The following is a 14,343-nucleotide window of genomic DNA, read 5'->3' on the forward strand; positions in this document are numbered from 1 at the left end:
TTTGTCGCTGTGGCTGGTGCTTCTGTAGTGGCGGCTCGCTTCTGATGAGATAATCACTGGTGATTGGGACGGGGTGTTCTTGTCAGAACACCCCTTTCTGCGGTGCCCTCAGAGTGTAAGTTCAGCAGAGCATATCGGTTGTTAAGACAGGCTGTTCAATATTTCAGTGATCCAGTTATCGAGTCGCTCGGCAATGGCTGACGTTTCTTTTCGGCCGTGCTGGTTTTGCACGTACAGCGACTCGAAATAGTACACACCATTCAGGAGTGCGTAGTGGTGTTGTCGCCGTTCAAACCCATCCGGCAGCGGACGGACCGACTCGTAGCTTTCTCGGAACGCGTTTCGAGCGTCACTCTCTTCTGCTCCGAACGCTGGGAACACCGTTCGCCAGTAGTCGTACTCGCCGGGTGCGGCGATCGCGTGCTCGAAATCTATCATGCACGCCACCTCCCCGTTGTCGACAGAGACGTGTTCCGGCGTAGCCCAGCCGTGACAACATACCGGACTGTCGGCCCCAGCGAACGCGTCCGGATGTCCATCGAGATACTCGATTACCTTGTCGACCACGTCAGCATGACCGTACCGGGCGAGGGTTGGACGACGGCTGCAAACGTACTCAGTTGCGGCGGCGTGCCACTCGTTGTGACTACGGATTCCAAGACCATCGTCTGGTCGAAACGCACCATACGTGCCGAGAAACGGAGCCGTCTCGTCGTGGAGTCTTGCCAGCCCACCCCCAGCGGCGCGCGCCCAGCTTTCGTCCGCATCTTGCTCAGTCTCGGGCGAGGGAGCGTCATCATGCCACGCGGCGACATAGAACTCGTCCTCGACGAGCAGCGTCTCCGGGACCGGAGTCGAGGTGTGTTCGCCGATGAATGCCATCACTCGCCCCTCAAATCCCGCTTTTCCAGTTGTGCCAGTATTCAGCTTGGTGACGGCGCGCTGGCCGTCGATGGTTACTTCATATACCTCGTGTGGCGGGACGTCGTGGAGTTGTCGGAGGACGTCGTGGCTGTCGAACTGTACTTCAAGTCTATTAGCGATCTCGCGTCTCATAGAGGTGACGCCACGTGACGGGTGACGACCGGTCGTACGTCGCACAGTGCTACGGCTACGACCGAGTAGAGGGTACTCAATTTTCAATGGAGTAATAAAAAAATTCTGGTCTCGGTACACCACTGCATCGGTCGTCACCGACGAAGAGTAGTGCTGTGTACCCGCCCTGCACTGAGTGATCATCACCTTCGCAAATCGGGCCACGCTTCGTGTGACATTCGCGCTGTCTATTCAGCAAGACTCCTAAATACATCACAGATCAAGGATTTCAACAGAGCGCATCAGTCACAATTCCGTAAATTTACTTGACGACCTCCCATAGAATCGCCCATGTACGACCTGACCGGGTTTCAACGTGACCTCCTGTACGTGGCTGCTGGACTCGATGAGCCTCACGGACTCGCAATCAAAGACGAACTCGAGGACTACTACGAGAAAGAGATCCACCACGGTCGTCTGTATCCGAATCTTGACACCCTCGTCGAGAAGGGACTGATCGAGAAAGGTGAAGCCGACCGTCGAACGAACATCTACTCCGTAACGCGCCGAGGACGTCGGGAAATCGAAGACCGACGACGCTGGGAAGACCAGTACGTCGAAGATACGCTGTGATTTGGGCGGAGTCCGTTCTGCAACGCTGCTGAGAACCTTCCTATCTCGTCCACCGTCTCGACGCTGACCGCACGGTGGTTTTTTCCAGACCCGCTGATGGCCAGCGGTCTTCTCGAGTTCGACTCGAGGGACGTGACTTGATCATGGCTACGAGCAACAGCACCCGGGAAACGTTCGACGATTCAGAGAGCCGGCACGACGAAATGCACAGTACGATCGAAACGTGGCTCGAGGACCTCGTCTGTGAGGTCGACGACGCCGTCTCGAGCGAGCAGTTCAGAGAGTGGCTCGGCGTCCAGAGTGAGTTCCACGACTACTCTCCTCGAAACACACTACTGATCCAGGTCCAGTGTCCGCACGCGACTCGAGTTGCCGGCTACAGAACGTGGCAAAACGAGTTCGATCGATGTGTGAGCGAAGGCGAAAAAGCGATCTGGATCTGGGCGCCGATCATCGCGAGGAAATGCCCCGAGTGTGGAAACTCGTCGTCGTACCACGAACGGAGTGACTGCGAATACGACGAAACGGAACCCGACGAGTGGAACAAGGGGCTTGTCGGCTTTCGGCCAGCACCAGTCTTCGATATCTCCCAGACAGAGGGAGAACCACTCCCGGAACTCGAGACCGAGGCAAACGGCACTGCCGACGAACTGGTGCCAGCACTCCTCGAGGCAGCGGTTGTCCTTGAGGTAGTGGTTGAGGTCGTCCCTCCTCAGGAGTGGTCTCACGGCAGCGCCAAGGGCGTCTGTCAGTATCGTCTGGAGAAACAGCCACTCGTTGAAGTGCGTGATCGCGAAAACGAGGCTGATCTCGCTGTCACACTCGTTCACGAGTACGCTCACGCACTGCTACACGGTGGTCTCGATACCGAAGACGAAAGGTCGAAACGCGAACTCGAGGCTGAAGCCGTCGGATACATCGTCGGTCGGCATTTCGGGGTGGACACGAGTGGGTCAGCGTTTTACCTCGCCGCGTGGGAGGGGGATGAGCCGGAGGCAATTCTCGAGCGGCTTGAACGAATCAGTTCGACTGCGCAGGAGATCATCGACGTCGTCGAGGAGGAAATGGTCGATGTGTGACGGACACTGTTGTTCGAAATCATTGAAGCACTCGAGGATCTAGCTGGACCGCGTTCGTCGAGAAATTGAACGCCGATGTGTATAGCCTCGACGGAGAGAACAAGATAGCGGTCGAAGTTGCGATGGGAGTCAACGACAGAGAAATCAACCACGTCCAAGACCACCTGGAAAAGGACTGGAAGACGATAGTCGCCTGCCGGAACCAGTCGTGATGAAAGGCCTAGAACGGAAGCTGGAAGAATCAGACGCCGACAGCTCCGAAGTGCTGGTGACCACGGTACGAGACCCTGACAGCGGCGACGTTGCGCCTTAGTCCTTCACGATCTCTGGGTCGGACAGTGGGTAGGGCAGCTGTTCGAGGAACTCGTCTTCCGATACAACGATACCTCCGTAGTCCCTGAGCCGATACTCGCCGTTGTACCGGCCCCAGGCGTTGATCTGGTATATCTCTGGTTGGCCTGTGGTCATCCCGTGGCTTACAAACTCGATGTTTGACTCCTCGATTTCATCGGTGAGAGGGGCGAGCTGGTTAGCGATCTCCTGCGATTTCGGCAGTGTCTCGGCGTAGGGCATGACGGTCCACAAGGCATCTTCGTGGTGGTCGATTACAGGGACGAGCAGATGATCGAGGGGCTCATAGCGGGAGAGAATAACTTCGTGCCAGTTCGACATCCATCCCTCGGTGTAGTCTACCGGGTACAGCGCATCTTCCGTTCCTGTCTTCCCTATCTCCGGAAGTGCAAACTTTACTACCAGACGTTGGTCTCCTTCCGCAATGTTGGATGGGACTTCGTAGACTGCCCGACTACGCCCGTTGTCAAGGTGATTGAAGTGCTTATCCAGGGTTTTGTACGCCTTCTTGAGGTTCTCTTCCTCGTGGATGATCTCTGCCGTCTTGTCGAAGAGCCGTCTGAATGAGTCGTCGACCTCCTCTGGAGGATTCACGATATCCAACCTGTTATATTGATAGATTAGAAACCTTTCGGGAACTTTCTGCTATTCTTTCCTGTTGCCTCTCTGATCGTACAGCCGAAGTTCTTCCGGCGTGATGACCGCAGTGGCTCCCCATACCTGGACAACTATCCGGCCCTGAACCTGCGTAATCGCTTCAAAGACTTCTCGGTGGATGTCATCAGTATCTGTGGCAGACCGTCTTCTCTGTGATCAAGCGCACTCTCGGCGACGCCGTGCGTACGCGATTCTGGTATCGTGAGTTCCGTGAAATTGTCCTGATGTGTGTCGTCTATAACATCAAGCGTGCCATCGAACAGTAAAATCAACCGCAGTATGGCGATTCACCACGGCCATTTCGAGAGATCTCACATCACTATTAGGGCAACACCGTACTCGTGTTCGCGTTGTGTTTTGTGCGCCTGAACAAGGTGCAGGCGCATCAGAGAAGGTGTCTGCGTGAAAACCCAATGACACAGCGAAGGATACGTACTGCCGATCCCGTAAAGACGGCGTGCCTCAATCTGGTTTGTGAAAAACCAACGTCAACGGTATACTGCTCGCCAGCTTGTGCCATTTCGCACCAGGATCAGATCCAACTCAAGATCACGGAGGCCCGATCATTATTCTCGAGGTTCAGCAGACTCGAGGACACCACGTTGTACTCGGCGTCGACGAAGAGTTCTGTGAGACAGTCGTCTCGGCCTGTGAGCTTCGAGGAGAGTGGTTCGAAATACACGGTGACAAGGAGATCAGAAATCGACTGGACGCGATCGTGACGATCTGGATGGTTGGACGTCGGCGTGGGCGTATCCACACTCGAGTAGCGTGGCTGGCTCTCACTGCTGACGCTTGCCAGTGGTATGCCGAATCGTTGCAAAGGGCTCGAGAGGATGAACTTGATTGGCGGGCCAAAGACGCCTGTCGACATCTCAAGAGTGTGCTCCGAGAGTATCGACGAATGAACGGTCGTATCTACGAACTCAGAACGAAAAGGTAGTGCCACCGTCTCGAAGCGCTAACAGCGGAAATACTGGAAACAATGGTGTCTTGATGATACCCAAGTTACCCCACATGAGAATCGTTTTCGGATTTCGTGGGGGAACTTTTAACTTGCTCAGAAAAACACCGCTCCTTTCGAAACTATATCTCGACGGCAGACGCTACAAGCGATTTTTTGTGCGCCAACAAGCGTGAGGCGCAACTCAATGTGCCTCGAGATCACTGATGAGTACAGATCAACCACTCCAGAACGAGACGCATCGAGAATACCAACTCAAGCAGAAAGACACGAGCGATCGGGACCGCAGCTACCCAGGTGACGTTGCCCACCTCAACGGACATGAACTCATAGCTATTGATGAGTGGCTTCCCGGAACTGAGCCATCACCGTATGAGATCGACCTCACAGAAGGCTATGAATACCGCACACGCTACTGGCGCTGCAGAAAATGCGGCCAAGAACGCAATCGTCGAGAGGAATTCATCAACCCTTGTACGGACACCCAACCACCGACTGCACTCGAGGCAGGCGGCTACTCTGTCGATGAGCCACGAACCCGTCGCGCGCTGAGCGAGGATATGGACGTTCGTTTCGCCAGCGTGGGGCCAACCTACGAGGTCGTCAGCGGGAGTGGGAACACCTACATGGTTGACGTCGAAGCGGAGACGTGTACTTGTCCGGATTGTGAACAACGCCAGCCCTCCGGTGGTTGCAAACATCTCAGACGCGTCGACCTCGAGATTCGGACTGGGATCACTCCCGCCCCGGATGGGACATTCAACCGGTGACTGTGGGTAGAACCGATCGTCCGTTCGAGATAGTTTGTCGTCCCCGAGAGGAGTGCGGGGGTTCGACTGAAGCCACCGCAGACACCGATGCGAACAAACAACGTAGCACCAGCGTCGCCAGACGCTGAGACGACATGGCCCCTGAAGCGAGGTATTGCCAGATGACCAAGTATAACGAGTGTCGGCTACCGGCCTGTACGAGACTCACCCGCGATCGGGCAGGATACGCTGGCCGATTCTGTTCGGACAGCTGTGAAGTCCGCTATGAGCATCTGCAGGCAGACGCTCGAGACACAGCTCAGGAGGATGCGTACTGATGCTCGAGCAGATTGATCATCGAGGCAAGCGCTTCACGATCGAGGACGACATTGATGACAAACGGAGAATCGAACGCCGACGGCGGGCAGTTGCCCTCGAACGACAGGCCCAGAGAGAACTCCGCGAACTCGAGCGGGCGAAAGCGGTCGCTGGTCCAGCCGGGATGAATCCCGACGTCGAGGTGCTCGACTGATGACGCCAGAGGTGCCCTGAAACCTGCACTGTCGCCTCCCGTTCTCTGGATCCCCCTCCTCTGGCCGAGATGGACTCGGGTGTGAGACTGTCCCGTTGCTCGGTATCCCTCGACCACTCGAGACTCCGTCTCGCTTGCTCCCGCTGCGCGCCTCTTTTCATTCAGTGTTTACGGGGTCGGGGGACGACCGAGTCAGCCTTACCCTTTCTGAGCCCGCCAGGCTATCGGCTGAGTCGCTGCGTGTCAAGTCCGGTTGAACCGTGTTTCTCTGCGGCCCGTCCCGCTCACCGCTGCCGCCCGCCGCGTCGCTCGCACCTAGTCCGGATAGATTGACCGCAACACTCTTTATTGATTCGCTGTAAACTGTAAACACTCAATTGCCCATGTCACGCACCTCAAACCGAACCAACGGGGATGTTATCCGCGACTTCCTCTCGGTCGCGGACCTCCTTGAGGAGCCACAGCTCGCCAAACTGTACGCGTATCTCGCCCGAGAGGAGGAAGCAACCGTTCAGGAACTCATGAACGAACTCGACCTCGCACAGGGAACGGCCTACACCTATGTGAACCGGCTGGTCGACGCCGGCGTCATCGAGGCGACCACCGACGAGCAACCCCGGGTGTACGTCGCTCGCGACATCAATCTGACCGTCACAGCAGCTGATGACGCTCGCGAGTACACGATCACGCCCGCGCTCATCGACGCCATCGCCCGTCGCACGACCGACGACAACATCGATACCTACATCGACCGCCACGGCATCGCCGGACTCGCAACGGCACTCACCTACACCGTCGATCGGGAACGTGGCGAGGTCACCCACCGGCTGATGGCTCGTGATCTCGACATCTCGCCGCTCGCCGCCGAGATCATCCTGCAGGCGCTTCGCCCCGTCGTCCACGAGCACTTCGGTATCGAGGAGGCAGGCGCGTCGGTCGCGGATATCGAGGGTGCTGACCGGGACATCGCCGGCGACGACGTGTGAGCGCCATCCATATCGCTGATACCGGTCTGTTCGTCGCGATGGGAAAACCGTCGAACCGTCGGTATCAGGTCGTCCGAACGTTTGCATGCCGGAACGACATGACGTTCGTCCTCCCGGAACGCGTCTACGACGAACTGACCGTCAACGCGCCCGACGTCGAGACGCCGCCGGTCGACACGGCAATCGACGAAGGGTGGGCCCGAGTCGCAGCCCCGTTGGGATACACGAACGCACTAGTCTCCCGGACGATGGACGGCGTGCAGCGATACATCGCGAACGCTGATGACCGCCCTGCCGACGAGATCGAACGTGCGGATCCAGCGCTGGCAGGGGTCGCCGCTCAAGCGTTCGTCGACGAGACCGCTGACCACGCTTACATCTATACGACGGATACCCTCGCTGGAGAAGGGGCTGAGAATGTCTTCGCCAGTGAGGGCTACGGCGATTCAGTCACGTACGTGAACGGCTTCCGCTTCGTCGAAGAGCTTCTCGAGTAGGACGCTCCTCGTTGGGTCCACACACCGATCACTGCGGAGCAAAATTCGATATCAGTTCGCCAGCGATAGCCGTTACTGTCTCGAAAGCCCTCGGTCGCTCGGCATCCCGCGGCCCACGCTGCGCTCCTCGTACCTACGGTGCTTGCGGAGTCGGGGGACGACCGAGACAGCCTCGCCCTTTCTGATTCCACCAGGATATCGGCTGTCTCACTGAGCGTTGAACCCGGTTGAACAGGTTCTTTGTTACGGCACGCCCCGCTCGCCGCATCCGCCCTCCGCATCACTCGCGACCGACCATTCCGGGCATGCGGCGAGCAAGCTCGCCGTTCCGGGCTGAAATGAATCTGGTCTCGACGCCAGCATTAAGCGCGTTTTCGGTTGCGCCCCTCGCGGGCTTTCGCGTTCCAGCACTTTGGGCCGCTCCACGCGGCGAGTCATACCACGACTCGCCGTGCTCACGACCGTCGCGCTGGACACGGACCCGCAGTCCGGGCCGGACGCGAGAAACGGCTTAAAGCTGGCCGCTCGCTCCGGGCGGGTCGGCGCGCGGTTCTGGTTGGATGGCCTCCCCGAGACGCTCTCGCTCGCGCCCCAAGGGGCGCTCACGAAGGCGCGAGCGAGAGCGCACAGATGGTTCTGTCGATCGTTGTCGTCGGAAAACCGCGATGTAGCAGCATCGCGGTGTCGGGCGCTGAGCGCCTTCGGAATTTTGGAGAATTCCAATGTCAAGTAAGAACGTTACCAGTGAAGTAGTTTCGGTCGATGAACAAGCATTCGAAAAAGCGGACGAAGCGGTGGTCGACGAGGACGGCTTCGAAGTCGTCGATGAGACACCGGAGTTCCAGGCAACGGTACAGATGGAGGTGCAGGCGAAGGTAGATGCCAACCACCCGGACGGGATGGTCGACACCAGTGAAGAGCGGATCTACGGTGCGACTCTTGAACAGGAAGAGCGCATTCGGGCGCGAGAGGCGGAGCTGGAGCGCATCAGTGCCAGGGCGGAGATGGGGATGCAAGACGGTCGGGAGAATCGGACGCGAGATATCGTAGCGAAGCAGAGTGCTGAGCGACGTGTTGAGTTCCAGAAACGGGCGGCGAGCGTGAACCCGTGGGCGGATCCGGACCGAGACGATCCTCGTGCAGAACTGACGCAGGAGCAGTTGGCGGCGGTGAACAAGCAGTCAATGCGGCTGGCAGAGAAGCTGGATGGCTGGTCGCGAGCAGCGATTGGTCGGCGAATGGGTGAAGCCGTCGTCGATGGAAAAGACCTGATGAGTGCAGTCGTCGGGGTTTTCGAAGAGTTGCAGACGGCGCCGGGACAGGTGGTCCCCATCGGGATGCTCGAAGGCGTCAATCGGAAAGAAGTGAGCATCGAAGGTACTGTGACACAGCTGTGGGAGCCGTCGAGTTCAGCTATTTCCCAAGTGGGGCTCATCGAAGACGAAAGTGGGCGAACGAAGCTGACGTCGTGGGTCGCAAGTGACCAACCCTGGATCGAAGAAGGCGAACGAGTTCGCATTCACGGGGCTGCGAAGAACTGGTACAACGGGCGCGTCTCAGTAGCCCTCACTGGGTGGAGCACCGTGATGTTCCCAGAACGCGGTCGGTGGTGGGAATAGCCGGTCATCGCGACTCTCTTTTTTGCTAGGTGCCGGACCGACCCAGACCCCACCACCCCACCCTCCGCTCCGTGCTCGCTTCGCTGCGCGCGCAGCCACGACCTCGAGAACAGTTTATCTGGCGCCGCGATGGAAGTCGGCACAAGTAGACCTGCGAGTGACAACGAACTGTACGAATGCAACTAAACGCCGTGCCGGGTATGGTGAGTCACAAACTAAGGGAATTGAGTGGAAGCGACAGGAGTGCGGAGATGCGCGCTGGCGACGACAGCTCCACCGAGTGCTTGAGCGTGACGACTACTGCTGTCAGACGCCTGGTTGTGATGTCGATCAATCCGAGTACCACGCTCACTGTGGAACCGAGCTTCATATTCACCACATCAGGCCTCGGCGAGAATTCGTCGATGCGGACGGTCGATATGACGCCGAGGCAGCAAACGCACTCGAAAATCTCATTACACTCTGCACTGCGCATCATCGCTTCTGGGGCCAGTTCGCTCCCCTTCAGCCCGATATCCGCTAACCCCTCCCGGTGGTGTTTATCCCCCCAGCGATGGGTCGTGGGGACACCAGCTTCCCGTCCCATTATGCCCGAAGAGACGATACTCACGGCCCGTGAACAGCTTCGCATTCACCTCTGCGAAGCCCGCCGGATGACCGACTCGCTAATCAAGACTATGTCACTGCCAGCGACGTGGCCGAAGGTTAGGGAACATGCAATATCTGCAATCAGCTTTCGGTTTCCAATTCTGGGATTCAGTCGATATCAACGGTCTAGGTCGACCGAAACCCGCGTATAGCATCTGACAGCCCGCAGACTTTAAGTGCCTCGTTCTCCAACAATAATCTGTCTCCATCCGAACACAACCAGGAGATCAGGTGAAAGTTTGACGCGGCAGTCCTCAGCAAACCCGAGCGGTGTACAGAATTCCGTAGAGAGTTCCCTATCGGACTACAGCGGGCGTAAAGAGGTCATTCTGCGGTGGGACCCGCACGGGAAGTTCATCCGATTCAACGACGGGAACCGGCTCGTGTCCCACCTGATGGTGAACTACAGCAAGGCGAAGACCGCCTTCGAGAATCGTACTGAACGATTCGACGCGCTGCTTGAGCCTCACCAGACCCTCACCATCACCGGTACGGAGAGTGACCTGGATACGTTGGAGCGGCCAGTGTGGGAAGTGCTGGACTTCTTTGAGGAGATCGAGAGGGAGTTTCGGTACATCCCGGACTGGAGCTGGGTCTACAACAAGAATATGAGTCCCACCGAGCGACGGGAGAGCCTCGACGACTACACCACCCGACTGGATGAACTCTACAAAGGAGCCGAAACACTCGGCCTGGACCACGTCGAGTTCATTCCACTCGCCAAGGGACTCCACGATGGGCACTTCGCTGAACTGGTCGAGACGTTCGAGCGGTGGGATGTTGACCGGTTCGCCATCTACGGGACGCAGACCCGGAGTCTGGATAGGCTGGTGAACCGTGTAGACCAAGCCATCGACGTACTCGACCCAGAGGGCGTGCTGGTCATCGGTCGGCAAGCACCAGAGGATGTCGCGGAATTTCCCGACCTGGTTGACGGAGTTGCAGGGTTCTGGAACTGGAAAGAGGCGTGCAATCTGACGGCGGACGGCTATTCATCGGAGGACTTTGCGACATGGTTTCACAAGGTCAAGAACGCACTACGGACGGAACGTACCGGCAGACAGATCGGTCTCAACTCGGCCACTCAAGAGGTGAGAAGTGATGGGGGACACAGGCAGTACTGACTACGAACCACCGATAGACTCGGGTGACGACTCCTCAGAGGAAGACGACGGACCTGTACCCACAGGACTGGATGACCACACGACTGAACCAGAGCCTGAAGAGACTGAGGAACCCGAAGACGACGATCCGTCAGGGACTCCGGGTGGCGCTCCCGTTGGTGGAGGTGCAGGGGCTGGTGCTGCAGGTGCCGGCGCAGGTGCACCTACGCCAACCCCGGAGGAGCCATCAAGCGAGGAACCTGACGACGATGAGGGGGCCGAGCCGGAGACGCCGGACCAACCTGAGACTCCCGAGGAAGATGCACCTGAGCAGGAACCGGAACAGCCGGAACGTTCCGAGCCGCAGGAACCTGAGGACCCTGACGATCACGAACAGGAGGACGAAGATGATGACGATGACGACGAGGAGCAAGAAGCTCAGATAGTCGTCCACTCCGACGCCTGGGACAGCATCGCGTGGGGGATCTACCCTGTTCGGCTCCAACTCAAAGAGGAGTACGGCGACCAAGTCCAATTCGACGACCGACTGGTCCCCGTCCGTGAGTTCGATTCTCCCGAGGATCGGGCGCAACATTGGGAGAAGTGGGAGCCGCGTCACGGGATGCCGGTGAGCACTGGGGTCTGGAACGAGGACCCACCCGAGTCGACGGAGCTTGCGAACCGAGCGTTCGCGGCTGCACGCGAGCAGAGCATCCCACTGGCGAAGCGGTTCATTCGTCGGCTGAGGACGGCCGCTATCGTTGAGGGCACGAACATAGAGGACCGCGAGACCCTCCTCGAACTGGCTCGGAACGTCGGGCTGGACACCGACCAACTGGAAGAGGACTGGGAAGATGTGGAACTCCGACAGAGTTCACGGGAGGTGGAGACACCGAAGACCACCATCCACGTTGATGGCGAGACAGTCACCCAGCCCGGTCTGGTGACGGCCAACGACGTGAAGACTCCCCTAAAGCGAGCAGGACTGGAGGGCAATGACCCACAGTCACTCCCAGGCTTCGTCGATGAGCACGGTCCAGTTGCTGTGAAGGAGGTCCAGCAGGTGTACGAATACTCACGTGAGGAAGCACTCGACGAACTCGAGACCGCAGAGGATGTCGTGCCTATAGAGTTCGGTGAGACGTCTCTGTGGACGACGTTCCAATAGGTTTAGCGTCTAAACGGAAACGGTCTATATTCCGTCAGCCATCTCAATAACATCACCCGTCCAGGGCCTACCAGTAGCAAAGTACTCCGTAGAAGGAAGAGGTCACTCCGGTGAATTCTAAGGGTTTGAACCAGCCAACTCTTACGATACAGCGTCCTAAGCGCTGTTTGAATTTCATATTTAGTTCGTTGTAGAGGGATACATAACAGTACCTCAAACACTATAGTCTGAGCTACAATCCAGCTGAACCGAAGTCCGTACTCGATAGCGTTTATTGACTCTCAATGGGTGAGAGGTTCGCCGTATCCGCGAATCTCGATAATTGGTGAGACACATGGCGACGAGAGATATCTACGAACCAAGCTTCGACGAGGACGTCCAGACAAACTCCAGCACGAACCCATGTCCGGAGTGCGATGGCCGGGTCACTACCAACTCGGTCGAAACCATCTGTGAGGACTGTGGACTCGTTATTGACGAACAACGAATCGATCACGGCCCTGAATGGAGAACTTACGATCAGGACCAGCGAAAGCGGACGGGCGCTCCACTGACTGCGGCACGTCACGACCGAGGGCTGTCGACGGAAATCGGTCGGTGGAAAGATGCGAACGGGAACGAACTCTCCGGGCGAAAGCGCCAGCAGCTATCCCGGATGCGGCGTGAACAGACTCGTGGTCGCTTCCAGTCGAAAGCCGAGCGAAACCTCGCACACGGCTTGGGTGAGGTCCGGAGAATCGCGAGCGTCCTCGAGCTCTCAGGTTCGGTTCGGGATCAGGCGTGTCAACTGTTCCGGAGCGCTCAAACCGAAGATCTGCTTCGAGGTCGATCAATCGAGGCGATGGCGGCAGCAAGCGTCTACGGGGCCTGTCGATGTAACGGCCACTCACGGTTACTCGACGACGTCGTCGACGCAGCACGCGTTGAACAATCGAGAGTCACGAATGCGTACAAGACACTGAATACAGAACTCGGACTGCCGACCCAGCCTGTTCGCCCTAGCGAATTCATCCCCCGACTTGCGTCAGAACTCGATGTTCCAGCGTACATCCGACAGCGAGCTCGAAGGTTGGCTGAACAGTCTGAATCGACAGGAGTAGCGTCGGGTGTCAAACCATCAGGATTCGCAGCCGCCTGTCTGTATAAGGCGGGTCGTGAAGAGGGACGATGGCTGACGCAGGCGGAAGTCGCTGCGGCGGCGAGCGTCACTGCAACGACCATCCGGTCGCACCGAGACACATTAGAGGAGCGGGTAGCCTGACAGTGCTCCTGTACAAGCACCGTGAAAGGATAGTTTTCTCAGGAAATTATTTATTTATAGAGTGCGTAGCACCCAGTATGACCGAGACGTGGGATGACATCAACGAGCAGGTCAAAGCGGACTGGAAAGAGGAGACCACGCCATTTGAGCGGGTGTACGAAATCGTTGAGCAAACCCACGGCGGGCAGTCGGCAGCCGAGATCGCCGACCGCGCCCTCGTGAGCGAACCGACGGCACGTCGACACTGCAAGGCGCTCGTGAACACGGGCTTCGCCGAGACGGAGCAGGACGGCCAAACAACGCTGTACAAGCGAAACAGCGACCGGGTGTTGATGTCGCGGATCCGTGAGCTTCGTGAGGAAGCCAATCGGCCGGAGTTGCTCGACAGCATCAAGGAAATGAAGACCGAGGTTCGGCGCTATGAGGACCGCTACGACGTGGTTTCACCCGAAGAGCTCAGCCAGCAACTCGACGCTGGCGAGACGGAGGGCTGGGACGACCTCACCGCGTGGCGAACGACGCGGCAGAATCTCGCCGTCGCCCAAGCAGCACTTGCCTATGACGAGGCCAGCCACCAGCTCGCTGTATGAGCGAGGACGACCGAGCCGGCGAGTTCGGACCGATCTATCTCCCGGCGCTTCAGCGGATTCGTGACCTCTGGCTCGAGCTTGAGCCGTTAGTCGACGCAACGTCGTACGATGACGTCGTCGCACCCACGGAATTGCAGATCAGTCTCAGCGACGGCCTTGGAGACGCCGACGCTGCGAGACTCGATATCCAGTGGAGCGAACTGGGGATGTATTCGTTTCATTACGTCGATAGCGAAGACGTCAACTGGCGATTCGATCGGCACCCGAATACACACTCACCCGAAATCCATTTCCATCCTCCTCCCGAGGCCACCACGACGGCAGCCGAACCGTCCTGTATCGACGTGACCGAGGTGTCACTCGTCACTCGTGCAGTCCATACGATGTGGCGAGCAGCGTACGAGGACGAGGACCTAGATCGGCTGAATAGTGCGTCAAACCCACCGTAAGGATGACTACCGCGAAAGTCTA

The 14,343-nt window shown here is 57.9% G+C and carries 18 protein-coding genes and 1 pseudogene; 16 read left to right on the forward strand and 3 right to left on the reverse strand.

Annotated features, from left to right (window positions below; all coding sequences use genetic code 11):
* Window positions 1-141: 141 nt before the first annotated feature.
* Window positions 142-1,056, reverse strand: a complete 915-nt coding sequence (locus DV706_RS20350) for a phosphotransferase family protein (protein ID WP_006065493.1) — start codon at window positions 1,054-1,056, stop codon at window positions 142-144.
* A 330-nt stretch (window positions 1,057-1,386) separates the two neighbouring features.
* Between DV706_RS20350 and DV706_RS20355 the strand changes: the two genes are divergently transcribed.
* From DV706_RS20355 to DV706_RS22380, 3 genes are all read left to right on the forward strand, one after another.
* Window positions 1,387-1,668 (forward strand): PadR family transcriptional regulator, encoded by a 282-nt coding sequence (locus DV706_RS20355; protein WP_006065494.1) that lies wholly within the window; start codon window positions 1,387-1,389, stop codon window positions 1,666-1,668.
* Window positions 1,669-1,811: 143 nt separating this feature from the next.
* Complete coding sequence (locus tag DV706_RS20360) at window positions 1,812-2,747, forward strand: ArdC-like ssDNA-binding domain-containing protein (protein WP_006065495.1); 936 nt, start codon at window positions 1,812-1,814, stop codon at window positions 2,745-2,747.
* Between the two features lie 77 nt (window positions 2,748-2,824).
* On the forward strand, window positions 2,825-2,959 hold the full coding sequence (locus DV706_RS22380) for a hypothetical protein (protein WP_275040529.1): 135 nt from the start codon (window positions 2,825-2,827) through the stop codon (window positions 2,957-2,959).
* 97 nt (window positions 2,960-3,056) lie between these two features.
* On the opposite strand, the gene DV706_RS20365 is transcribed toward DV706_RS22380, so the two are convergent.
* Window positions 3,057-3,692, reverse strand: coding sequence for a hypothetical protein (locus DV706_RS20365; protein ID WP_006065496.1), 636 nt, complete (start codon window positions 3,690-3,692; stop codon window positions 3,057-3,059).
* Between the two features lie 200 nt (window positions 3,693-3,892).
* Here DV706_RS20365 and DV706_RS20370 point away from each other — a divergent pair.
* Window positions 3,893-4,021, forward strand: a pseudogene (locus DV706_RS20370) (IS5/IS1182 family transposase); the annotation flags it as partial.
* Between the two features lie 266 nt (window positions 4,022-4,287).
* Here the strand turns inward: DV706_RS20370 and DV706_RS21590 are convergent.
* The gene (locus tag DV706_RS21590; protein ID WP_049889712.1) at window positions 4,288-4,629 is read right to left on the reverse strand and encodes a hypothetical protein; all 342 of its coding nucleotides are present in this window, start codon (window positions 4,627-4,629) and stop codon (window positions 4,288-4,290) included.
* A 296-nt stretch (window positions 4,630-4,925) separates the two neighbouring features.
* Here DV706_RS21590 and DV706_RS21895 point away from each other — a divergent pair, with 296 nt between their 5' ends.
* The 12 genes from DV706_RS21895 (at window position 4,926) to DV706_RS20440 (ending at window position 14,321) form a co-directional block, all read left to right on the forward strand.
* Complete coding sequence (locus DV706_RS21895) at window positions 4,926-5,489, forward strand: hypothetical protein (RefSeq protein WP_006065499.1); 564 nt, start codon at window positions 4,926-4,928, stop codon at window positions 5,487-5,489.
* A 161-nt stretch (window positions 5,490-5,650) separates the two neighbouring features.
* Window positions 5,651-5,806, forward strand: a complete 156-nt coding sequence (locus DV706_RS21900; RefSeq protein ID WP_169331113.1) for a hypothetical protein — start codon at window positions 5,651-5,653, stop codon at window positions 5,804-5,806.
* Window positions 5,806-6,000 (forward strand): hypothetical protein, encoded by a 195-nt coding sequence (locus tag DV706_RS20385; protein WP_006065500.1) that lies wholly within the window; start codon window positions 5,806-5,808, stop codon window positions 5,998-6,000. Before DV706_RS21900 ends, DV706_RS20385 begins: the two co-directional genes overlap by 1 nt.
* 383 nt (window positions 6,001-6,383) lie before the next feature.
* Window positions 6,384-6,986, forward strand: coding sequence for a DUF7437 domain-containing protein (locus tag DV706_RS20390; RefSeq protein ID WP_006065501.1), 603 nt, complete (start codon window positions 6,384-6,386; stop codon window positions 6,984-6,986).
* A complete protein-coding gene (locus tag DV706_RS20395; RefSeq protein ID WP_006065502.1) occupies window positions 6,983-7,483 on the forward strand; it encodes a hypothetical protein in 501 nt (166 codons plus the stop codon). Before DV706_RS20390 ends, DV706_RS20395 begins: the two co-directional genes overlap by 4 nt.
* Before the next feature lie 722 nt (window positions 7,484-8,205).
* A complete protein-coding gene (locus tag DV706_RS20405) occupies window positions 8,206-9,102 on the forward strand; it encodes a hypothetical protein (RefSeq protein ID WP_006065503.1) in 897 nt (298 codons plus the stop codon).
* A gap of 280 nt (window positions 9,103-9,382) precedes the next feature.
* Window positions 9,383-9,625 carry an HNH endonuclease gene (locus DV706_RS20410; protein WP_240756948.1) on the forward strand — a complete coding sequence of 81 codons (243 nt, stop codon included), beginning with the start codon at window positions 9,383-9,385 and terminating at the stop codon, window positions 9,623-9,625.
* Window positions 9,626-9,989: 364 nt separating this feature from the next.
* Window positions 9,990-10,874 (forward strand): hypothetical protein, encoded by an 885-nt coding sequence (locus DV706_RS20420; protein ID WP_136351017.1) that lies wholly within the window; start codon window positions 9,990-9,992, stop codon window positions 10,872-10,874.
* On the forward strand, window positions 10,852-12,021 hold the full coding sequence (locus tag DV706_RS20425; RefSeq protein ID WP_006065506.1) for a DsbA family protein: 1,170 nt from the start codon (window positions 10,852-10,854) through the stop codon (window positions 12,019-12,021). Before DV706_RS20420 ends, DV706_RS20425 begins: the two co-directional genes overlap by 23 nt.
* Window positions 12,022-12,355: 334 nt before the next feature.
* On the forward strand, window positions 12,356-13,282 hold the full coding sequence (locus DV706_RS20430; protein WP_006065507.1) for a transcription initiation factor IIB: 927 nt from the start codon (window positions 12,356-12,358) through the stop codon (window positions 13,280-13,282).
* 77 nt (window positions 13,283-13,359) lie between these two features.
* The gene (locus DV706_RS20435; protein WP_006065508.1) at window positions 13,360-13,872 is read left to right on the forward strand and encodes a winged helix-turn-helix domain-containing protein; all 513 of its coding nucleotides are present in this window, start codon (window positions 13,360-13,362) and stop codon (window positions 13,870-13,872) included.
* Entirely contained in the window at window positions 13,869-14,321 is a 453-nt protein-coding gene (locus DV706_RS20440) for a hypothetical protein (RefSeq protein WP_006065509.1), read from the forward strand. Before DV706_RS20435 ends, DV706_RS20440 begins: the two co-directional genes overlap by 4 nt.
* Window positions 14,322-14,343: the final 22 nt, after the last annotated feature.

This window comes from Natronorubrum bangense, from assembly GCF_004799645.1.
GTDB classification, from domain to species: Archaea; Halobacteriota; Halobacteria; order Halobacteriales; family Natrialbaceae; genus Natronorubrum; species Natronorubrum bangense.

Excerpts from the sequence above, each read along its gene's own strand:
- DV706_RS20350 (WP_006065493.1), bottom strand. The coding sequence starts at position 1,056 with ATGAGACGCGAGATCGCTAATAGACTTGAAGTACAGTTCGACAGCCAC.
- DV706_RS20355 (WP_006065494.1), top strand. The coding sequence starts at position 1,387 with ATGTACGACCTGACCGGGTTTCAACGTGACCTCCTGTACGTGGCTGCT.
- DV706_RS20360 (WP_006065495.1), top strand. The coding sequence starts at position 1,812 with ATGGCTACGAGCAACAGCACCCGGGAAACGTTCGACGATTCAGAGAGC.
- DV706_RS21590 (WP_049889712.1), bottom strand. The coding sequence starts at position 4,629 with ATGTCGACAGGCGTCTTTGGCCCGCCAATCAAGTTCATCCTCTCGAGC.
- DV706_RS21895 (WP_006065499.1), top strand. The coding sequence starts at position 4,926 with ATGAGTACAGATCAACCACTCCAGAACGAGACGCATCGAGAATACCAA.
- DV706_RS21900 (WP_169331113.1), top strand. The coding sequence starts at position 5,651 with ATGACCAAGTATAACGAGTGTCGGCTACCGGCCTGTACGAGACTCACC.
- DV706_RS20385 (WP_006065500.1), top strand. The coding sequence starts at position 5,806 with ATGCTCGAGCAGATTGATCATCGAGGCAAGCGCTTCACGATCGAGGAC.
- DV706_RS20390 (WP_006065501.1), top strand. The coding sequence starts at position 6,384 with ATGTCACGCACCTCAAACCGAACCAACGGGGATGTTATCCGCGACTTC.
- DV706_RS20405 (WP_006065503.1), top strand. The coding sequence starts at position 8,206 with ATGTCAAGTAAGAACGTTACCAGTGAAGTAGTTTCGGTCGATGAACAA.
- DV706_RS20425 (WP_006065506.1), top strand. The coding sequence starts at position 10,852 with ATGGGGGACACAGGCAGTACTGACTACGAACCACCGATAGACTCGGGT.
- DV706_RS20430 (WP_006065507.1), top strand. The coding sequence starts at position 12,356 with ATGGCGACGAGAGATATCTACGAACCAAGCTTCGACGAGGACGTCCAG.
- DV706_RS20435 (WP_006065508.1), top strand. The coding sequence starts at position 13,360 with ATGACCGAGACGTGGGATGACATCAACGAGCAGGTCAAAGCGGACTGG.
- DV706_RS20440 (WP_006065509.1), top strand. The coding sequence starts at position 13,869 with ATGAGCGAGGACGACCGAGCCGGCGAGTTCGGACCGATCTATCTCCCG.